The 21,390-nt window shown below is 67.8% G+C and carries 12 protein-coding genes and 3 pseudogenes; 7 read left to right on the forward strand and 8 right to left on the reverse strand.

The window, feature by feature from the left end; genetic code table 11:
* Positions 1-125 precede the first annotated feature (125 nt).
* The 3 genes from mobF to QCZ28_RS12705 all read left to right on the forward strand — a co-directional run bounded on the left by mobF (position 126) and on the right by QCZ28_RS12705 (position 6,088).
* Positions 126-4,388: a MobF family relaxase gene (gene mobF, locus QCZ28_RS12695; protein WP_279516849.1), complete on the forward strand. Its 4,263-nt coding sequence runs from the start codon at positions 126-128 to the stop codon at positions 4,386-4,388.
* On the forward strand, positions 4,388-5,455 hold the full coding sequence (locus QCZ28_RS12700) for a hypothetical protein (RefSeq protein ID WP_279516850.1): 1,068 nt from the start codon (positions 4,388-4,390) through the stop codon (positions 5,453-5,455). Before mobF ends, QCZ28_RS12700 begins: the two co-directional genes overlap by 1 nt.
* A 315-nt stretch (positions 5,456-5,770) precedes the next feature.
* The gene (locus QCZ28_RS12705; protein WP_279516851.1) at positions 5,771-6,088 is read left to right on the forward strand and encodes a hypothetical protein; all 318 of its coding nucleotides are present in this window, start codon (positions 5,771-5,773) and stop codon (positions 6,086-6,088) included.
* Between the two features lie 595 nt (positions 6,089-6,683).
* Here the strand turns inward: QCZ28_RS12705 and QCZ28_RS12710 are convergent.
* The 3 genes from QCZ28_RS12710 to QCZ28_RS12720 all read right to left on the reverse strand — a co-directional run bounded on the left by QCZ28_RS12710 (position 6,684) and on the right by QCZ28_RS12720 (position 12,403).
* Positions 6,684-8,495, reverse strand: a complete 1,812-nt coding sequence (locus tag QCZ28_RS12710) for a S1 RNA-binding domain-containing protein (RefSeq protein WP_279516852.1) — start codon at positions 8,493-8,495, stop codon at positions 6,684-6,686.
* Positions 8,492-11,878 carry a serine/threonine-protein kinase gene (locus tag QCZ28_RS12715; RefSeq protein WP_279516853.1) on the reverse strand — a complete coding sequence of 1,129 codons (3,387 nt, stop codon included), beginning with the start codon at positions 11,876-11,878 and terminating at the stop codon, positions 8,492-8,494. Before QCZ28_RS12715 ends, QCZ28_RS12710 begins: the two co-directional genes overlap by 4 nt.
* A gap of 357 nt (positions 11,879-12,235) precedes the next feature.
* Entirely contained in the window at positions 12,236-12,403 is a 168-nt protein-coding gene (locus QCZ28_RS12720; protein WP_279516854.1) for a hypothetical protein, read from the reverse strand.
* Positions 12,404-12,605: 202 nt separating this feature from the next.
* On the opposite strand from QCZ28_RS12720, the gene QCZ28_RS12725 reads away from it, so the two are divergent.
* Positions 12,606-13,754: a hypothetical protein gene (locus QCZ28_RS12725; protein WP_279516855.1), complete on the forward strand. Its 1,149-nt coding sequence runs from the start codon at positions 12,606-12,608 to the stop codon at positions 13,752-13,754.
* A 33-nt stretch (positions 13,755-13,787) separates the two neighbouring features.
* Here QCZ28_RS12725 and QCZ28_RS12730 read toward each other — a convergent pair.
* A pseudogene (locus tag QCZ28_RS12730) lies at positions 13,788-14,680 on the reverse strand (IS5 family transposase).
* A 242-nt stretch (positions 14,681-14,922) separates the two neighbouring features.
* Between QCZ28_RS12730 and QCZ28_RS12735 the strand changes: the two are divergent.
* The 3 genes and pseudogenes from QCZ28_RS12735 (at position 14,923) to QCZ28_RS12745 (ending at position 18,019) form a co-directional block, all read left to right on the forward strand.
* Positions 14,923-15,957: a hypothetical protein gene (locus QCZ28_RS12735; protein WP_279516856.1), complete on the forward strand. Its 1,035-nt coding sequence runs from the start codon at positions 14,923-14,925 to the stop codon at positions 15,955-15,957.
* 696 nt (positions 15,958-16,653) lie between these two features.
* Positions 16,654-17,328: pseudogene (locus tag QCZ28_RS12740) on the forward strand (HNH endonuclease family protein).
* A 487-nt stretch (positions 17,329-17,815) separates the two neighbouring features.
* On the forward strand, positions 17,816-18,019 hold the full coding sequence (locus QCZ28_RS12745) for a hypothetical protein (RefSeq protein ID WP_279516865.1): 204 nt from the start codon (positions 17,816-17,818) through the stop codon (positions 18,017-18,019).
* A gap of 25 nt (positions 18,020-18,044) precedes the next feature.
* On the opposite strand, the gene QCZ28_RS12750 is transcribed toward QCZ28_RS12745, so the two are convergent.
* The 4 genes and pseudogenes from QCZ28_RS12750 to QCZ28_RS12765 all read right to left on the reverse strand — a co-directional run bounded on the left by QCZ28_RS12750 (position 18,045) and on the right by QCZ28_RS12765 (position 21,322).
* Positions 18,045-18,299: a hypothetical protein gene (locus tag QCZ28_RS12750; RefSeq protein WP_279516857.1), complete on the reverse strand. Its 255-nt coding sequence runs from the start codon at positions 18,297-18,299 to the stop codon at positions 18,045-18,047.
* Positions 18,300-18,534: 235 nt separating this feature from the next.
* A pseudogene (locus tag QCZ28_RS12755) lies at positions 18,535-18,693 on the reverse strand (hypothetical protein); the annotation flags it as partial.
* Positions 18,694-18,708: 15 nt separating this feature from the next.
* A complete protein-coding gene (locus QCZ28_RS12760; RefSeq protein WP_279516858.1) occupies positions 18,709-19,932 on the reverse strand; it encodes a histidine decarboxylase in 1,224 nt (407 codons plus the stop codon).
* A 79-nt stretch (positions 19,933-20,011) separates the two neighbouring features.
* Positions 20,012-21,322: an MFS transporter gene (locus QCZ28_RS12765; protein ID WP_279516859.1), complete on the reverse strand. Its 1,311-nt coding sequence runs from the start codon at positions 21,320-21,322 to the stop codon at positions 20,012-20,014.
* Positions 21,323-21,390: the final 68 nt, after the last annotated feature.

Below are 21,390 nucleotides of genomic sequence, written 5' to 3' on the forward strand. Positions count from 1 at the left end.
TCCTTAGCTACGCGCTCTGTGGCCTGCCTAAACGGCTCCCGCTTCGTTTCTTGCTCGCTTACGGGGGACACACCCCCTTGCATTCTCCACCGCCACTCGAATAGTTGATCTTCTACGGTCGAGTCATGTTGTCCGTCACGCGCATCTCGCCCGGCGACGGCTACCGCTACGTCATGGAGCAGGTCGCCGCCGGCCGCCATGACCTGCGCGTACTGGGCGGTGGAGGGCCGACGCCCTACTACATCGACCACACAGCGCGGGGGGAGAGCCCTGGTTGGTGGGCCGGTGACGGCGCCGCCGTCCTTGGCGTTGCCGGCTGGGTCAACGAGCGGCAAATGCGGTATCTCATTGGCCAAGGACGACACCCGCGCGCCGGTTATCGACTCGGGCAGAAATGGCGGATCTACACGCCGATGACCGACGAGTACCGCGAGAAGGCCGTCCAGCGGGCCCTGGCCCACTTGCCCGCCGATGCCAGGGTGGAGCAGCGCGACAAGGTATGGCACGACATCATGAACGCGCCCGAGCGGCGGGCCGTATCCGCATACGACGTCACTGTCTCCCCGGTTAAGTCCGTATCGCTCTTGTGGGCGTTCGGCGACGACGCGGTCAAGCAGGACGTCGTGGCTGCCCATCACGCCGGGGTGCGGTCGTTGCTCGATCACCTTCAGCGCCATGGTGCGTTCGCCCGCGCTGGCGCGGGCGGCGTCCGTCAGCTCGACACCGCGGGTTTGGCGGCGCTGGTCTTCGACCACCGGATGAGCCGCGAGCGCGACCCGCAGCTGCATTCGCACGTCGTCGTCTCCAGCAAGGTCAAGACGGTGACTGCGGACGGCGATCCGCAGTGGCTCGCCCTCGACGGCAAGGCCTTCTACCGCGCTTCGATCGGCGCCCGGGTCGCCTACGAACGCGCCGTGGAAGTCGAACTTCACCGCCGCCTCGGGGTGGCCTTCGCCGCCCGGGATGACTCCGGGATCCGCGAGATCGCAGGTCTCAGCGAGGCGTCACTACGCCACTACGGCAAGCGGCGGGGCGCCATCACCGAGGAGATGAACCGCCGCGTCGACCGGCAGGGCCCGGCAACGCGATCAGTGGCCGCGCAGTGGCGGCGCCGCGCGCAGGACGCCACGTTGCGGACCCGCCGGCCGCACAAGGGCGCCGAGTCCACCCACCAGGCCGTGCAACGCTGGCAGGCCGAGGACCGCGCCGCACGACTCGACACCGCCGCGCAAGTACGCGCCATCCTCACCGGCGCCGCCCGTGACGCCACCACCGCCACCGCACGACAGATCGTTCGCCGCGCATACCGGCTACACCCGGACGGCGTCGACGAAGAAGCGCTCCGCGCGGTCGCCGCGCAGCTCGGTGTCCCTGCCGCAGACCACGACCGCCTCGTCGACGCGGCCGTGCGTGCCGACGTGCGCCTCGCGCTCGCTCGCGCCGTGCGCACCCTCGGCCAGGAGCGGGCCGTGTTCGGCCGCGAGCACCTCGAGCTGGCCATCGGTCGTGTCCTCGACATCACGCCCGGCCAGTCACCACAGGCTGACTGGCAACGGGTGCAGAATCTTGCCGGGAAAGCCATCGCCGAAGGTATGGCTGGACTGCGGGTTCTCACACCGCCAGCGCTCGTGCAGTGGGGGCCGAGCCTGTTGCGCGGCAGCGACCGGCACAGCGAATACACCCGGCACCGTGGCCTGCACATGACAACTCACACGGTCCTCGCCGCCGAGAAGGAAGTCCTCACCTACGCCGGCCGCCGCGGAGCCATCCCCGCCCCAGCGGCAGCGATCACCACCGCATCGGCGGCGCTGCGGTTGTCTCCCGAGCAGAAGTCCGCGCTGCGCTGGCTGGTCAGCGACGACCGGCGGGTCACCGGTGTTGTCGGGCCCGCCGGAACCGGCAAAACCTACCTGCAACGGGCCGTCGTCACCGCCGCCCGCGAGACCGGTGTGCCGGTGCTCGGCCTCACCGTCGGACAGTCCGCAGCCCAGCTGCTCGCCGACGCCACCGCCGCGCCCGGACAGGCGCTGCGGACCGAGAACATCGCCCGGTGGCTACACGCCCAACACCGGCCGCCACCCGGCACCAACGCCGCAGACTGGCAGTTTCGACCCGGGCAGTGGGTCATCATCGACGAGGCATCGCAGGTGTCCAGCCACGACCTCGCCCGCCTCGTCACCCACCTCGACAAGGTCAACGGCAAACTCATCCTCGTCGGTGACCCCGAGCAGATCTCCGCGATCGGACCCGGCGGGCTGTTCCGCTACCTCGACAGCCTCGGCGCCACCACCCACCTTTCCCAGGTCCACCGGTTCACCCAACCGTGGGAAGGAGCGGCGTCGCTGCGGCTGCGCGGCGGCGACCTCACTGTCCTCGCCGAATACGACCGCCGAGGCCGGCTCGTCGGCGGTCACCGGGCGCAGCTCGTCGGCCAGATGCTCGACCGGTGGGCCGCCGACATGACCACCGAGCACCGCAGCATGATCCTCGTCGAAACCGCCGACGAAGCCGCCGACATCGCCCGTCGCGCCCGCGACATCCTCATCCACGCCGGCCTCGTCCGAGCCGGCCCCGCCGTGCGGCTGCACGACGGCAACTCAGCCGGCGTTGGCGACATCATCGTCACCCGCCGCAACGACCGACGCATCAGCGCCGGCAGCACCTACGTCGCGAACCGCGACCAATGGCGCATCCAGGCCATCACCGCCACCGGACAGGTACAGGTCACCAACCTGCGCACCACCGCGACCGCCATGCTGCCCGCCGCGTACGCCGCACAGCACGTCCAACTCGCCTACGCCCTCACCGTCGACTCCGTCCAAGGCCAGACCGTGCACACCGCCCGAGCGCTCGTCGACGACAACACCTCCCTGGCCCGCCTCTACGTCATGCTCACCCGCGGAACCACCCTCAACGAGGCATACGTCGTCACCGACGACCACCCCCGGGAAGGAACGCCACCCCAGACGCCCACCGCCCGCATCGCGGTCCTCGCCGACATCATGCGTCGCGCCACACCCGACCGCTCCGCCACCGAAACCGAACAACACCTCTGGGCCGACGTCGACGCGCTGCACGCCTGGACGCCGATCTACGACGACCTGTCCGCCCGCGCCCGCATCCCCGAATACCTCGCCATCGTCCGGCAGATCAGCGGCCCGCAGCTGGCAGACCGGCTCGCCCAGGACCTCGCGCTGCCCGCGCTCATCGCCCGCCTCACCACCCTGCGCGAAGCCGGCCACGACCCCACCGACGTGCTGCGCCGCGCCATCCGACCCCGCGAAATCGACTCCGCCGACGACATCGCCGCGGTCCTGTCCTGGCGCATCGACCGCATCATCGGCCGCGCCACCGCCGACCCCACCATCGCCACCACACCAGACCTCGCCGCGACCTACACCGACCGCATGCCCGCCAACCTCACCGGCGACATTGGAGACGCCCTGCGCCAGGTCGCCGGCATCTGCGACCGCCGCGTCCGCGCCCTAGCCGACCTCGCCGCCGCACAGCAGCCCGCCTGGGCCCGCGCCCTGGGCGACGTCCCCGACGATCCAGCGGGCCGCGACCAATGGCTAGCCCGCGCCGAGGTCCTTGCCACCTACCGCGACCGGTACCAACTCACCAGCGACCACCCCATCGGGCCGGAACCCTCCAGCGGTGACATCGCCCGCTGGAACGCCTGGCACCGCGCCCGCATCGTCGTCGGCGCCGCTACCCTCGCCGGCCGCCTCACCACCACCGACGATGGCGAACTCGCACGACTCATCACCGCGCAACGCACCGCCGACGCCGCCGCGCCGCCGTACGTCGCTGACCAACTGCGCGACGCGCACCTCACCCTCACCGACGTCGAGCAGCGCCACCACGACCTCGCGCTCCTCCTCGCCGCCGTCGACGGCGCCGGCCAGCGCGCTACCGCCCACGCCCAACAACTGCGCCCTCGCTGGTGGCAACGCGGGCCGTCGCGCACCCGGATCCTCGCTGCCCAGCGCGAAAATCAACAGCGGGTCGACGCTGCCACCGGGCGGGCCGCCAGTCTTCGGGAGAGCATGACCCGCCTGCGCGAGGTCATCGACCAGCGCCAAACGCGGGTCACCGACCTCGAATCCCGGCACCGCACCTGGAGCCGCTGGTACACCAGCGCCCTGCCCACGCGCTACGCCGGACTCGCCGCCGCAGCCGAACAAGCCCGCCGCACCACCACCCGTCGGACCACCTTGACCGACGCCGTCGCCACCACCACCGCGCGAGTCCGGGCCATCGACGAAACCCGCCCGCAACCACACACCACACCCATCCCCGAGCACCTGCCCCAGCACGCGGCCGCCGCCCGGGACCGCACCACCGCCCCTGACCTCAGGACCTCAGAGGAAGCGGAGATTGACTGATGGCCACTCACCCAAGCGCGTTCGTCGACGAGTCCTGGTTTCAGCAACGCACCTCACCGGGCGCCTACCTGATGGCCGCCGTCATCATCGACCACGACGCCGTCCCCGACGCTGAGGCCGCCGCGAAAGAAGCCGCCGGCATCCATGACGGCTACCACTCCACAGTGCTGTACCACCGCGGGCACGTCGGCGTGATCGAAGCGATGCTCGACGTTGTAGCCGAACACGCGGGCTGGTCCGTCGTCTCCGCCCAAGTCCCCATCAACCCCGGCAACGTGGCCGCCGTACCGAACAACCCACGCCACATACACGCACACCTGGAAAGACAACGCGAGCACGCCCGACAACTCAGCATCGAGCGGCTCCTGCGCTACCTCAACGGGCAGCGAGTCCGCGACGTGTATCTGGAAACGCGGGGCAGTCCCGCAGAGTGGCGCGGCGCCCGGGAAACCGGCAGCCGGCTGCCGAGCATCGACCGCAACGACATCCGGGCGTACCGCCGGCTCCTCGACCAGGGGGCAATCAGCCACCGCATGCGGCTCATCCACGTCGAAGGCCGAAACGACCCCGGACTCTGGATGGCTGACGCCGTCGCATGGTCCGCAGGCCGCGCCATCCGCACCGACGAACCGCAATGGTGGAACCGGATAGCCGACGTCGCCACCATCCTCGAAGCCAGCACGGGCACCGAACTTCGCCTAAACGCGAGTGGGGCCGCTCCACCAGATGGCGAACGCGACCCCCACAACCTGAGCCAAAGAGCCCAGACCATGTCCTCACCCGTATTGTACTCCGCTACGCCAACCGATCACCAGGTCGGCGCCATCCTCACAAGCCTCGTCGCGCAGGCCGAACACGCGCGGACGCCGTCCACGAATCAGCTCACCCGCGAAGTCCTCGGCTACGTGCAACGGATCGCCGAACACGTCGAGAAGTTGACCGACACGGTCAATAACATCCTCCCGCTGCCGGCGGATGAGGCGGCCCCACGCGGCGGCGCACCTCAACCCCGTAGCACTGAGCACGAGGACCCCTTCCCGCAGCAGTCTCGCGAGATCGATAATTGACGTCCGCGGCACGGCTGGCCGCCGCCCATGACAAGCTGCGCGAGCCGCGCTTCGCGGTCGCCGAGATCAGTGGAGCATGCCCGGCCAAGAGGTCGTTGACTTCGTGACAGCCCGTCACCGCAGCTGCGGCGGCCTTCGCAGCCATCCGGGGCGGTCTTCCACTTTGGGGCAGACGTAGAGACGAGAGCGCGAAGTAGATCCACAGGCACCGTCAAACGGCACGAGGCAGCCAGCGATACTCTGGCCACCGGCTTCATGATTGGGGAAACCATGACGGCACGAGAGCCCGTGCTACCTGACGCAGTGATGGCACCCATGCGGGCCGCCGCAGCCACCGCCGCCCGGGACGCGGAAGACCTTACATCCGACGAGCTGGCAGACCGAGTCCTTGACGCGGTCGTGAAGGCACTGTTTGCATCCACCGAAGTCAAGCAGCAGATTCGCGACCTTCCACCGTTGGACAGCCTGCCTTCCGGAACCACCATGGCAAACGTCCGCACCGAACGGCGATTGGCGATTTTCACCCCACCAGAGCCCTGTGCCGGCTACGGCTCACCGATCACTAAGGAAGCTTGGCTGAACGTGGGTTACGCCGAGCCATCGAGACGAACGGGAAGAGACAAGAGCGACTAGACATGAGTTGTCCCGCCACCACTGAGCCGGATCCGCCAACCGAGCCCCCCTCACAGTCGCTGCGACGTAACGGCAGCGCCTGTCCGCCACATCGTGGACGCCGAGGGAGTCGCGCATCCCTGCACCCCGTGTAGCTGCTGTGGCGCCTGTGGTTGCGGCGGCAGTTTCGGCGGACGGGCAGCGTGCGTTCGCTGCAAGCAGTACGCCCGGTGGGCTGCCGAGACGCGATCGCTGCTAGAGCGATACCTAGAGGTAGTCGGCCGCGAAGACGCCTTCGTTGAGACGAACGGCCGGACCCACAGCGTGGGCTGCAGCTCCTTGGAGAACAGCATCGACACCGCAGCAAGGGCTCTGGATGCGGGCTGCCCCCACCGTCAGGAGTGGAACGCCCGAGTCCCATAGGTCGTCGGCCCGAACGCACCGCGACGCAGGCGCTGCGCGGTGTGCTGCCCTGACGTCATCGTGCCGACCGGTGCAGGCCCGGTGCGTGGAGCAATGGGGCAGTTTGTAGCACAGCGAACGCCCCCAGTCGGCTGACTGCCCGCGTGGAGTCCGAGCGCCTCGCCAGCCAGGGGAGAACGGCGCTGAGGCTATATCAACGGGAGCGCCGCGTCTTTCCACGCGAGGTTGGCGACTCAGATACCGGCCGGCTCGCTTCGGAGCTGGCGGAGGTCGCAGCCTTCAGCGACAGCGATACCCGCTCCCGCGCGATGTCGACACCGAGGATCTGCACGGTGACCGTCTCACCCACGTTGACGACCTCGGACGGGTGCTCGACACGGTGATGTGCCATCTGCGAGATGTGAATCAGGCCGTCGATCTCGCCCAGGGTGACGAAGGCACCGAAGGACGTCAGGCGCTTCACCGGTCCTGTGACGGTCTGGCCTGCCTCGAGCTTGCTGAGTGCTTCCCGGCGTCGTTCTGCCCTCGATGGCGCCGTCGGCCGGCCGGGCTTACGTTCATTGCCGCTGCTGGGTGGGATGTGGTGGTTCGTCGGGGTGGCATCAGAGTATGGCCTGGTCTCGCCGCGGTATTTGGAGGGGAGGGTGCCGACCACCTCGACCGCGTTGGCGCATGCCTCAGTTAGGTAGGTGTCGTAGGCGCGGTCGGTTAGTGCCTGGTCCTGGACGAGTTCGCCGTCGTCTGGACGGTAGATGCGTGACGGCTCGCCACGGAATGACAGCCAGTTGAAGTTGGTAATGATGTAGTAGCCGTCGCTGATGAGCACTTTCTGCGGGGTGGTTGCGACCTGTACGACGGCGAGGCGGTTGGCGCGGCCCGCGGCTGCGTGCAAGGCGTCGAGGGCTTCCCGGTCGGTTCCGTCGTTGTCACCGGAGCCCCACACGATCGTCACGTCGACGGTGTGGGACAGCTTCTCCAGGGCGCGGATCCACGGCCTAGACGCGACGGCCGTGCGGATCTGTGGGCTGCTGATGAGCAGCCGCCGCCGTGAAGTGGCGAGGGCGGCATCGAGCCAGGCCGGGTGTTCGTACACGCCCAGCCAGCGGATCGCCGCCCGGTTCAACGCGGCATTCGCACCGTCGCCGTCCGGATCGTCTCCGGCGGCTTGGAGGGCGAGGACGTCTGCTCTGCTCAGCCGCTCGCCGGGGTCGGTGACGGGTGCGTGGGGGTGTTCGACCGGTGCGGCCGACAGCCGCAGGCGTTCGACGGCGCCGATGCTCTCCAGCGCGGCGGTGTGCGGTTCGCTCCACTTGCCGTCGACGTCGACGCCGAGGCGTATCTGGCGGGTCTCATCGTCGCTGAACACGAGCAGGATGGCGTCGTGGTAGAAGTTGCGGTTTTCGGTGACACCGCTGATCCCGAGCAGGCGTGCACCGTCGCGGCTGCGCCGGTCCAGGGTGCTGGTGAGCGCGGCGATGCTGAGGTCGACGGTGCGGACCGGCATGCTGCTCGCCGGTGGCAGCAGGAGCCGCCCGGGATCGCCTTTCGCCTGGTTCGAGCGGCGCAGGGAGTTGCGTCGCCAGTCGGTCACGGTGCCGGTGAGGCGGTCGTAGACGACCGGGATGGTGGTGGGCATCGGGCGGCGTAGCTGGGCGTCGCGGGCGGCTTCCTGCCCGGCGGGCAGCAGCTGTAGGCGCCGCAGGCCGCCGTCGGCGCGTGGCTGATAGGTGATGTACTCGGCGAGGAGGAGGCCGGCGACGGCACGGCCGGTGTCGCCGTCGTCGAGGCCGAGAAACAGTTGCAGGTCTTCGACGGTGTCGATGCCCCCAAGCAGGGCGCGCAGGGTGTACTTCTGGCCGGCTTCGAGGTCTTCGGACTGCTCGACCAGAACGTCGACGGTCAGCACGGAAGCGGGGATGGCGCACGGCTCCGCGGCGAGCAAAGTGTGTCCCGGCAGCGCGTGGGCGTGGCGCCGGGCGGCGTCGGCGAAAATATCGCGGCTCACAGGTACTGCACCCTTCCGCCGGTGGTCGTGATGTGGCTAAGTACCCGGTTGAGGGGCCCTTGTTTGCTGCTGCAGAACTCGGAATCACCGACGATCCAGAGCAGTTCCCGGGCGCGGGACAGGGCGACGTTGACACGGCCCTGGTATCGGTCGGCGAGGAAGCCGAGCTCGCCAGTGAGGTTGCTGCGCGTGACGGAGAAGATGACCACGTCGGCTTCGCGCCCTTGGACTGCGTCGACGGTTTTGACCTGGACGGCGACGTGCCGCAGGGTGAGGCGCCGCAGCGCGCGTTCGATCTCGGTGCATTGCCGTCGGTACCCGGTAAGGATCAGCAGTTCCAGCTTAGCGCCGTCGGTGCGGGCGTACTTGCCGGCTTGGACATCGGTGTCGAGGCGTGCGACAAGGTCGGCGACCTTCGCCGCCTCGTGCTTGTTCGAGGAACTCGCGCTGCCGGCGCGGCGGGCGTCCTCGCGGCGGTTGGTGCGTCTGCTGGTGGAGAACCACACCAGCCGGTCGCTGTCGTCAACAGTTTCGGGCGCCAGGACGGGTACGGGGTCATGTACGAGGGTGCCGGCGTAGAAGACCTGCGAGATCAGCTCGCCGATCGGTTCGGCCATGCGGTGCTGGGTGACGAGACTGGCCGTGCAGGCCGGAGGTGCCTCGCCGAGCAGGATGTCGAACAGCGACGAGGTAAGGAACACCTTGTCCAAGTCGAACGTGTCGACCAGGTCTCGATACTCGAACACCTCCTCGACCATCGGTGGAAGTTGCTTGGTGTCGCCCACCATCACCCACCGCTTGGCCCGGGTCATCGGCACCAGCAGTTCAGGGGCGGTGGCCCGGGACGCCTCGTCGATGATGCACAGATCGAATTGCATGTTCTGGATGTGCGGGTTGGCCAAGAAGCCCATGCAGGTCCCGGCGACCACGCTCTGAGTGGGCAGGAACATTGGTTCAGCGGTCTGCGGGTCGTTGAGGCTGGCCAGCCAGTCACCTTGTGTCCGCAGCAGTTCCCGAAGCCGCGGCCCGGCGCCGGGTCCGTCCAGCAGGCCGGCGACGAGCTTCTCCAGCTCCGGTTCCCCGAGCTCGTCCGCGATGGCGACCTCAAGGGCCCTGGCTGCGGTGCGGACCCCAGCGGCCGCGGTGTCGGCGCGCTCGACGGCGCGTCGATAGTCCGCCAGCAGCTCGGCGCGTTCCTCGGGCAGGTCTTCGTTGTCGAGCCGGTCGCCGTCATCGAGTGGGCCAAGCAACTCGGCGGTCTCGGTCTTCTGCCGCAGGGTTGCCAGGGCTTCCTCAGCACGAAGTGCCAGGGACAGATGGTCAATGTGCACACCCTCGCGATCGGCCAATGCGGCCATGCCGGTGCGGGCGCGATCGCGGATCTCATCTGCCCACGCGCGCAGCTTGTTCGACAGCAGCAGGTGCGCGGCGTCCGGGTCGACGTTGTCGTCGCGGCTCGATAGACGCACGACGGAGGTGACGCCGGAGCGGTACAGCCGGGTGATCGCGTTGTCGATTGCGACGTGCATCTGACTGACCAGCAGAATCTTGTCACCGGGCCGTGCGGCAAGGTGCTGGTGGACGAGTTCGGCGATGAACGAGGTTTTGCCCGTGCCGGGTGGGCCCTGGACGAGGAACAGGTCCGGCGAGCCGAGCGCGTGCGAGACGGCCAATTTCTTGTCGTCGTCGAAATCCGGGCGTAGCGGCTCGAATGCCACCGGCTCCGGCGCGCTCGCCACTGACGGGTCCAGCACCAGCTCACGCAGGTGCGGGCGGGCGGAGCTGCCGTCGCGCAGGGCGGCGAGAGCGGTCTTCTGCCGGCGGATCGCGGCCTGCGACGGCGTGCGGTCGCGCACCAGCACACCGTGGACAGGCAGCTCGTCGCCGGGCCGGGTCGCCCGCACCGTGATGTCCGTGCCGTCGACCTCGGCGATCGTCACTGCGGCGCCCCGGACCGCGGGCTCGTCGACGGGGCGGGCCATGCGCTCCTGGTCCAGGAAGGCGCCCGTCAGCGGGGTCGTTGTCTGCAGGTCGAACTGGGCGCCGTCGCGGCTGACCCGCGTGTAGTTAATGGGTTCTTCGAGGCGTTTCTCCAGCGCTTCCTTGGCCTCGATCAGCTGTGACCAGTTGGTCATCCGTGCCTGCTTGAAGGTGTCGCTATTGCGATCACCGGCGTCCTGGACAGCCTTTTCCAGCAGCAGGTGCAGCTCGTCGGCGGCTGCGGCGGCTCTCTGCGGGTTATTTGGCCGCTGTGCCGTCCAGGTGTAGTCGCGGCTGTCCAGGACGATCGTGTCGTCGTTTTGGCGCCAGCGTTCCAGCTCGTCGAAGTCCTTGATCGCCGCCCGGGTACAGAGCAGCTGATGACGGTTCTTGAAGACCAGCACCAGCTCGACCTGGTCACCGACAAGACGGAACTCGTCGGCGTTGAGCACCATGCGCCCGCCGCCGAGGCTCTTCAACCGGGGCAGTACGTAGGTGGCCGCGCCGAGCAGCCCCGCGATGACGGTTTCGGCCGAGCGGCCGTCACCGGCCTCCTCCAATGATCGGCGCGCCGCGCCGGACAGCTCGAACGACAGCACCTTCTGGTCATGCCAGTTTTCGCTCCGCGCCGCCTGAATGGCCTGCAGCTCAAGGTAAAACTGCTGTCCATCGGCCGGCCGCTTGGCCGCATCGACATCCAAGCAGCGTTGCAGCAGCGCCAGTACACCGGGCGGCAGGTCGGCCTCGTCGAGCGCTCGGCTGATGTCTGGCAAATCACGTAGCTCCCAGCCGGTGACGCATTGCAGCAGTGTCGCGGCCAGGCTGTAGACGTCGAACCTGGTCGAGCCGCGCGAGGCCAGGTCCGGTGGCGCCCACGGGGCGCTGGTCATCCCGGCAACCGTTGCGTCGGTCGCGCCCGCGAGTTGGTCCTTGATCTTGCTCAAGGCAAAGTCGGCGAGCAACGGCTTCTCGCCGTCCCACAGCACGTTGCCGGGCTTGATGTCGCGGTGCAGCACTGCCATCGAGTGTGCGTGCGCCAACGCCGACGCCAACGGCAGAGCGATAACCTCAGCAACATCGTCCCAGCCGGGAGTCTCGGGCGCGATTGCCAGCCAGTCCTTGAGCGACACCGGCACCCAGCTGAGCACCACGTAGTACACGCCCGCGCCGTGGTCGGTGCCGCTGTCCCGCAGCGACACGATGTTCGGGTGGTCCAGCTTGTGGTGCGCCGCAGTCTCCCGCTCAAAGTAGATGCGGTAGATCTCATCGGAAGTGGCGGGAACCAGCTTCACGGCCACGTGCCTGCCGCCCTGATGCAAGTCGGAGGCTTGAAAGACCTCCGCCTGACCACCAACACGACGGGTGTTCGCGATCTCGGCATACCGGCCGGCAATCACACGCACCGCCCACGCTCCTTCCAGGAACGACCTGCTCGTGCGGACCGGCCGCTCACGATACTGGACTTCAACCCAGACGGCCGCCGAGCGATCGCCCTGGCCTTCGGGAACAGCGGGCAACGTTCCGCCGCCAACCGCCTGCCCGACGCTGGCTGTGTTCGGCGGCGGTCGGCACCGATCATCGGCTCCGGGTGACAGGGGCACGGCTGTTCGGCCGACGTCCCGAGCGCGCTGTCACGCCGCTCATCCGGAGCGAGGCTTTGGTTCACCCGAACACACCTCTCCCTAACGGTCTGCCAACAGTGAAACAGCAGGGGGTGACACTTCCTGTGGATCACAGTCAGGCAGGTAAGCGCGCGACGCTTAGCGGGGCGGACGCGCGGCGAACGCGCCACAGGCGGCGGCGACCGCCAGCGCCGTCTCGATGCCGGTGGCCCACGACGAGCTGTGAGCGGCGAGCAGACCGGCCAGGACCGCCCCAAGGGCAAGACCACCGATGACCGTGGTTCGGCGGCCTGCGGCTCGGCGCATGCTCGGGGTAGCAGAAGGCAGACGCCGACGGAGCGGCTTCCTGCGGGTTGGCGTTCCGCGGCGAGACATGGTTCGGGCTCTCCTTCGTCCGGGATCACCGCCACCCTGGTGGCCGCGGCACGATCAGGAGAACACCGCCACCGGTCCCGAAACCGGACGAGTTTGCGGGGCTGTGGGCACTCAGCCGCGTATCTTCGACGGCGTGCCCCGGAAGCCACCAAGCCCTGCAGACCAGGCGCTGATCGACTACGCCCGGAAACAGGAAGTCGTCGTGACCAATACGCAGCTCGAGCACTGGCGACGCGTGGGTCTGCTTCCCGCCAACACGCCCATGAGGCAGGGCTTCGGCGGGAGTTCCTCGCAGCCCGCGCACGGAGCGGCCGACTTGGTCACCTGGCTCGGCCGCCACGCTCGCCGAGGCCAGCGCACTCACGACGTAGCCCTGCGCGCGTTCGCCGACGGGCACACGGTGCCTGAGCCGACCGTCCGAGCCGCCTTCCTCTCCGCTGTCGCCCTCGCCTTGCCGGATCCCGTCGCGGGCGGTGAGGACGTCGGCGACCTAGCGCAGAACGCGGCGACGCGGCTTCCGGGCCAGGGCGCCACCGCGCTGATCCCCCGGCGGATACGCCGCATCGACGCTCGAATCAAAGCCGCCGGGATCTCATTCGCCCCCGCTGAGCTGCTTTCCTTCGACAAAGGACCCGCGCTCGCAGAGCCCTTCACCCCGGCCGACTTCCAGCTGATGGCCACGACCGTGGCACTCGACGGCTCCGAACTGAACGGAACCGGCATGGCCGCGCTCGTGCGGTCGATGAGCCCTGCCGGCGCGGCTGTGCCCGGCGCCTCGATGCTCGAGTTTCCCGACGGGCTACAGGCCACCGAGCTGGCCGACGAAGCAGGGAACACACTCTTGCCGACCGGAGACGTCCGAGCCGAGCTACGCCGTGTCGTTGAGGAGTCGACGCTGGAGCGGCTGCGTGCCGGTTGGATGGCAGCCGTCGAACGCCGCAGTTGGGCGCTCAACCTCTGCGATACGGTGGAGGTCGAACTCGCGACCGGCACGCTGGGCGACGCTGTCCTGCAATGGATGATCGCGACTGCGTTCGGCGCCATGCGCATGGAGATCCAGAGCGCCGTTCACGGAAAACCCACACCGCACGGCACGGCCTGCACCGCAGTGATGTTGCTCTGGCAAGCACGGCAGTTGACGTGGTTGCAGGAAGTCGAACCCGACGGGCTTTACCACCTGTTTTTCGCCCTTCTCCCGCCCTATGTGTTGCGGCTGCTCGGGCTGAACCCGATCGCACTCGCGGACGCACTTGACGCCATCACCACTGCCGACCCGGCGTAGCGCTCGTGCCAGCTGCACCGAGTCCTCGTCGGCCTAGGTTCTGTCTCGTAGATCTTGGTGGTCGGGGACGGCGCGTAGCCAGTCGAGGGTTTCGACCAGGTCGATGGTGGCCTGGTAGTGAGAGCCGAGTTTGTCGTAGCGGGTGGCGAGGCCGCGCCAGTGTTTGCGTCGGTTGAAGCCGCGTTCGACCTGGTTGCGGCGCTTGTAGGCGGTGGGGTCGAAGGTGGGTGGTCGGCCGCCGCGTTGTCCTCGCCGCTTCCGGTTGGCGATCTGATCGTTGGGTTCGGGGATGACGGTGGTGATGCCTTTGTCTCGCAGGGCCTTGCGGTTCGCTCGTGAGGAGTACGCCTTGTCGCCGGTGACGGAGTCAGGTCGTTTGCGTGGTCTGCCGACCTGGCCGGGTCTGGGTACCCGGACCTGGTCGAGCAGGGGGATCAATTGCTGGGTGTCGGCTGCCTGACCTGGGGTGATGCGGCTAGCTAGAGACCGGCCTCGTCCGTCGGCCAGGGTGTGGATTTTCGTGGTCAGTCCGCCGCGGGACCGGCCGATGGCTTGCGCTGCCCGCGCGTCGGTACTGCTCAGCCCCCTTTTCGGGCACCCGCCGCGTGCTGGTGGGTCCGCACGATGGTGGCGTCGACCTGGGCGTCCCAGTCGATGTCGTCATCGAGTTCGGCCAACGCGATGACGTGCGTCTTGAGGCTGGCCCAGGTGCCGTCGGCCGCCCAGCGGCGAAACCGTTGGTACGCGGTCTTCCACGGCCCATACCGTTCGGGCAGGTCACGCCACGGCGAACCGGTCCGCTTGACCCAGCAGATCGCGTTGATGACCTGCCGATGATCACGCCACTGGTTACCGCGAACGGGCTGCGTCGGCAGCAGCGGCGCCAGCACAGCCCACTCGTGGTTCGTCAGATCTCCTCGTGCCACACAGGGCCTAACGAGCGAGATTCATGATCCGCGAGACACAACCTAGACCGAGCGGCGACAACCGGCACGCTGTGCCGCCCGCCCAACCCAGTACGATCATCGCCCGACGCAGCCGGATCGTCGAACCGGCACGCGACGGGCCAGACGGTGCTAGCTTCTCGCCTTCTTGATCACTCGCTCGGTGCAATCGAACAGGTTCCACCACCCCGACAGCCATTGACGAAATCAACTAGAGTGCACACGTGCTGGCGATGAACGGGATGGTGGCGTCGTTACAACTGGCGTACCCGCCGGTTTCCAACCAGGAAGCCGAGTGGGTTATCTCAGAGCAGGGGGTCGTCGACCGGCTGCGCAACAGCGATTTCTACATGATCGCCATGCGCGCCGAGGCGAAGTTTTCCGAGTTTCACCACGATAGCGATGGTCTGCTGCATCTAAAGATCAGCACCGGGACGGGGATCAGCGACTCGGTAACCCTCCATCCGTCGCACCTCGCCTCCAACATCGACGGCATCGACCCAGAGAATGGTGAAATCACCATTTTATGGAACGAGAAGGCGCTGCTGTTCTATGACAGCACGCCCGAGGATGTAGACGCGGGCACGGCCGAGTTGTTCGAGTGGTTCAGCACTGAGAAGCTCATTTACAATCGGAGTCATCGCCTCCCCGGCATCCTCGGCTTCCATGGCTGGCGCGACTTTGCCACCTACGAACTGCTATACGTCGGCATCGCCTCGAAGGCCGACACCTACCAGCGACTCTTCCAGCGCGCGCACCGCAAGCGCCAACAGATCCTGTCCAACGAGTGGCCGCGCACTCCCGGTTCCAGAGTCACTGACGAGATGCACCTCTTCCCCTTGCGCGTCCAACCAATGACGGTGCGGATGCTGGAACCGGGCGATACGTTCAGCCATCCCTCGAACGAGGAATGGAAGACCTACTGCAAACGTGTCACCAAGGACGCCGAAAAGGCGTTCGTGCACCTGCTAGACCCGCAATACAACGAGGTCGATTTCGACAGCTACCCGCAAAGCAGCGACGGGTTGTGGGAACAGGGCCACGAACGTTATATATTCTATCTGGCCGAGAACCTAACCTTCACCACGCCGACGGTCACCCTACACGGAGCCTGGGACCCGATTGCCAGCGGCGGAAATGACGCCGACCTGATCACAATAGAGGGCGAAAGCGTGCACATCCGGCCGGGCGGCCACCGGCAAGGCTTGATCGGACCTGACCTCAGACGCGAGGCGGCGACCGACGACAGGGGAAAGTAGGTCAGCGGTGGTCGGGAGCACGGCGAGCTGCACCCGCGTTCGCACCTGACAAGTCACGTGCGCTGATATCGGGTCACAGACATTCTGGAAGAGATAGCACTTATCGGCTCTGGGTTTCTCAGGCGGGGTTGCTGCGGACGTGGCGCATGATCCACAACCCGTCATCGCCAGGCGTGGGAGCGGCTTCGTAGAGATGGTCAACGTCTACGCCAGTAGCAGTCACCTCGTTGCGTTGCTGAAGTTGCCAGACGTGCGGAGGGCTTCCATCGGCTTGTGCGGGGATGTCTCGGATGGCTCCGTCAGCAACGCCGCCAACGAACAGGACAGACACGGTAGCCATGGGCCACTCCTTCGAGGACAGACGCAGCGGCACCGGCTGACGCCGCCACCGTCAGCAAATCACGGCTGCCGCCTCTTCGACGGACCACGCCTAGCCCGGTGAGGCGACGCGGTTTGGCGTTAGATGACAGCACCGGACAACCTGTGACCGCATCCCGCTCCGGGTCGGAGCTGGCGCCGAGGACGACACCAGCATGCACAGCACTGGATAGGCCGGTCACCTGCCAGGAGGAGTGCGGGCGCCAAGGGATCCCGAACGGTCAATGCCCAGGCCGGCATCCTTTACGAGCATGACCATCGATTGTCATGATCGTCAGAGACGGTTGCCGTCCATCCAACGACGAAAGGTCGCCGCTCATGCCGATCACGTCCCCTGGCACTTCCTTCCCGCGTGTCATGCACCGCGCTGCGGTCCTCGCGGTCACCGCCCTCGCGGGGACTTGCCTGGCCGCCGTGACCGCGCAACCGGCCTCGGCTACGCCTCCCGGCATCCCGTCGAAAGCAACAGCGCAGTCACAGCTCAACGCCCTGACCGTGGCGACACAAGGCTCGACCAGCGGCTACTCCCGTGACCTGTTCCCGCACTGGATCACGATCAGTGGTAGCTGCAACACCCGTGAGCAGGTCCTCAAACGCGACGGCACCTCCGTCGTCGTCGACAGTTCCTGCGCCGCCACCTCCGGCCGCTGGTACAGCCCGTACGACGGCGCCACCTGGACCGCGGCCTCCGACGTCGACATCGACCACGTCGTGCCGCTGGCGGAGGCCTGGCGCTCCGGCGCCAACTCCTGGACAACCAGCCGCCGGCAGAGCTTCGCCAACGACCTGACCCGCCCACAACTGATCGCGGTCACGGACAACGTCAACCAGGCCAAGGGCGACCAGGACCCCTCCACCTGGCAGCCGCCCCTGTCGTCCTACTGATGCACCTACAGCAAGATGTGGATCACCGTGAAGTACAACTGGAGCCTCACCCTGCAGTCCTCGGAAAAGTCCGCGCTACAGAGCATGCTTAACACCTGCGCCTCCTAACCAGCAGGTGCCACCCGGCCGGCAATCGCGCCGACGACGCAGACCGGCCGGGTCACCCGCTACAGAGCTTGGCAAAGGGACGAGCTGCGGCCGTGCCGGTTACGTGCCCGATCCCGCGGGCGCTGACGGGCAACCGCGGTCAAGGTCCGACGACAGGTGACGTGCTTAGTACCCTGGGGCTCTACAGCTCAGAGACGGTCACTCGATTCCGGGGATCTTGATCAGCAGTTGGCCATCCGGCGGCCCGCTGTTGGCGGGTTGGATCGGCGTCTGGTTCCGGCAGCCCCGCCCCGTAGGGGCGACTAGCGTTGCCCTCGCCCGCCGCGAGGGGGAACAAGCCAATCGGCAGGCCAGTATGATCGCCGCTGACCTGCGCCTCCTCCAGGCGGACCGCCGACGGTCGGGAGCGCACGGCGACGTGTCGCAAGCTCCAGCCGGATCCGGTGTGACTAGAATCAGCGCTCGAACACGTGTGCTATCCCTGGGGGTGTTGGTGTCCGGTCATCCTGTGAGCCTGGTTTGGGTCTTCCGGCCAGACAGCGCCGAGCACAACCACGATCGGGCGGATCAGCATGCCGGCAAGCCGGTACACGCCGTGGGCAGGCAGCCCGACAGCATTGGTCGGGTTGAGGTCGTGCTGGCCGACGGCGCTCGGGTGCAGGCATACCGCCACGAGGTCGTCCTCGGCTGACCCGGCAAACGCCTCCCGGCGGTCCTCACGACGAAGCCGCAGGCGCTCGTCCAGGTGGCAACTTGATCCAGGTGTAGACCCACGGCGGACCATCCCCGGCGACCGGCTCCAGCTCGTACTTCCCGTTCATATCGAGGTCGAGCAACTCGCCTCCGTACTCCACCCAGAGCCAGCTTTGATCAATCTGCGACGGGGGAACGCCATCGTCGTCGAGCGGTACGCGAAGAGACCGGCCGTCCACCGGACCACCGACGCACGGCACCTCGATCCTCTCCCACATCTTGCAATCGTCGGCTTCACCGGTGGTAGACAGAGGAGGTTTGAGGAATCAGGGCGACCACCGCAGGTGCGTCGGCCGGAGGCAGCACCGCAAACGGTCTGGGGCGCCTGAGCAACCCACTTTCGGTCGTAGCGCCGCCAACGCCTGTGTGATGGCAACGTGCCGCTGCTGCGACTGGCTTGCATTTGAGGCACCGATGAACAGTTCGCACATGCGGGGCGGGCGACGGCCCTGGTCAGGAGCCACCGGCGGAAACGGGCACGATCATGATCAACGCGACGCCGATCAGGCAGATGCCGGCGCCGATGACTTCCCACCGGTCGGGCCGGAACTTGTCGACGATCATGCCCCAGGCGAGTGATCCGGCGACGAACACACCGCCTGCCGCTTCGACCTACTGGACCTGGCCTCAGCGCGCCTCCATCGGCGCGACTTGCAGTCTGGACGCCCCACTTGGAGCCGGGCCACCCAAGGTGCCGACGCTAGCTTCCTCGATCACAGCATCATGCGGCGGCGTGGCATCGACGATGTCGTGGACGAACTGATCGATCTGGGTTCGGCTGACCCCTGGCATGCAGATCACATGGCTCCACCCACCACTGGTCGGAAGCGGCCACCGCTTCAGGACCGCTGGCGGAGGAGTACGCAGGACGACTGTCATGGCCTCGGGGTTGCGCCAGCTCGGCCAGCCGATCTCCCGCAGGCGGCGGCAGGCGTAGGCAGCCAATTCGCGACCCTCGTACGTTCGTTCTCGCAGACCGTCGCGGCCATAGCGACGTATGGCGCTCCACATCATGACGGCGGCGTGGCCATTGCGGGAGCCGGTGATGGTCCCGTCGGCGCACCCGGTGTAGGAGACGAGTTGGTCCAGATAAGCGGTGTGGCGTCGCGGGGCTATGACTGCGCTGCAGGGCAGCGGTGTGCCGAGGAATTTGTGGCCGCTGACGCAGATGCTGTCGGCGCCGTCGGCGAAGTCGAATCCGGGTGGGTCGTCGGCGACTGCTAGTGGGATCCCTGCCAACGCAGCATCGCTGTGGATGTAGCGGTGGGTCATCCCGATGCGGTCGAGCGCAGCGCGGATCTGTCCGACGTCATCGATCGCTTCGGTCATGGTGGTGCCGATGTTGGCTACGACGATGGCGGGCCGGTCGCCGTGCCATCGCACGAGCCGAGCGAACTGGTCATAGTCGATCTCCCCGCTGGGCTGGCTGTCGACGACGATCGTGGTCATACCCAGCAAATGGGCGGCTTTGGGGACGCTGTAGTGGGCGGCGGTCGAGTGGTAGACGACCCCGTCGGGGTAACGGCTGCGGGCCAGGTACAGGGCGTAGAGGTTGCTTTCGCTGCCGCCGCTGGTGATGTAACCCCACCAGCGCTCGGGTGCGCGGAACAGGCCGGCGAGGAAGGCGAGCACTTCGCGTTCGAGGTGTTTGGCGTGGTTGGGGTGGGTGGCGTCGGCGTCGGGGTCGGGGTCGTTGTTGAGCAGGTGCGTGAGCAGTGGCGCCATGTTGCGGTAGTCGATGTCGACGGCTGCGGGGAAGCCGATGTTCGTGGCTTGCGCGGCGTTGAGCTGGCGTAGGAGGGCGTCGAGCTGAGGGTCTTGGGCAGGTTCGTTGAGGGGGTTTGCTGTCATTGTTCGCTCCTGTTGAGGCCAAGGATGGGAGGTGCGCGGCTATCACGTAGGGGTGCTGGGTGATGTCCTGGGGCGTCTGTCAGAGGTGGCATCTCCAGGCCATCGCAGTGGCTATCGCCGGCAGTACGGCGGTGGCGGCGAGCGCGGTGGGTAGCCCGAGCGGGTGCCATAGAGTGGCGCAGCCTGCTGACCCGAGCGCTCCTCCGGTGAAGAAGATGAGGTTGAGCAGGCCCACGGCGCCGGCCTGCGCCGGAGGGCCTGTGCGCGCTGAGATCGCTGCGGTCAGGGTCACTTGGGCGATGGCGAAGGCGGCGAAGCCGGCCGTGGCCGCGCAGGCGAGCACCGCTGGCCGTTGGGTGACAGCGGCGAGCAGCATGGTGGCGCTGAACAGTGCGGCTGCGCCGGCCAGTACGCGCTGCGGCGGCAGGGTGCGTATGGCGGTGGCGGCGAGGCGGGCCATCAGCGCCGCGGCGATTGCGCCGGGTAGGAGCAGCAGGCCGACGCCCTGGCTGTTGTAGCCGAGGCGGGTCAGCATCTGCGGTACCGCGTAGACGGCCGCGAACAGCCCGCCGTACACGCCGGCTCCGACTAGCCCGGCGAGGCAGAACCGTCGACTCCCGATGACGGCTGCCGGTAGGAACCCCGCTTGGTGACGCCTGCTGTGGATGACCAGCAGGACTCCGAGCGCGCAGGTGCCGGCCAGCAGGGCAATGACGGCGGGTTGTGGGATGTGCAGGGTGGCGGATTGGATCGTCAGTAGCAGCCCGGCTGCAGCGAGTACCAGCAGCCCGGCGCCCAGTCCGTCGACGCGCCCTGGGATGCGCGGCCGGTGGGTCAGCGGCCAGCACAAGGGCAGCGTCACCAGCGACAGCGCGGGCAGCACCAGCGTTGCTCGCCACGACGCGGCGGTGACGAGTGCTCCGGCCAGCGGCGCGGTGGCCGAGAACAGGGCCATCATCGTGCCGAGCCGCGCCAACACCATCGGCCGCTGCCGCCCGGGTTGGCCGGCGGCGAGCGTGAGCGCGGTGGCGGTCATCGTCCCGGACCCGCCGGCGATCATTGCGCGACCGGCGACGGCGACGATGAGGGTGGGCGCGGTCGCACAGACAATCGTGCCGGCGGCGAGGAGGGCAGCCCCGAGGGCGAGTACGCAGCGGGCTCCCCAGATGTCGATGGCTCGTCCGGCCACGGCGGTGCCGATGCCGAGTCCGAGAGCGTGGATGGTCAGGATCCACACCGCCGCCGATCCAGTGGTGTGCAGTCCGGCGGCGGCCGCCGGGAGCGCTACGGCAGCGGCGCTGATCCCGTAGATGGCGGGCCCGTACAGGGCGCCCAGGCGCCAGCCCAGTCCTGCTAGAGCGGGCGTGGTTGGCGCAGCGGTCACAGTCACGAGGCGGCTCCTTTGCCGGTCGTCTTGGCAGCAGGAGGCGGCGGTCGCCGGCCAGGGAAGTGCCGGCG

Source organism: Micromonospora sp. DH14 (genome assembly GCF_029809455.1).
Lineage (GTDB): Bacteria > Actinomycetota > Actinomycetes > Mycobacteriales > Micromonosporaceae > Micromonospora > Micromonospora parva.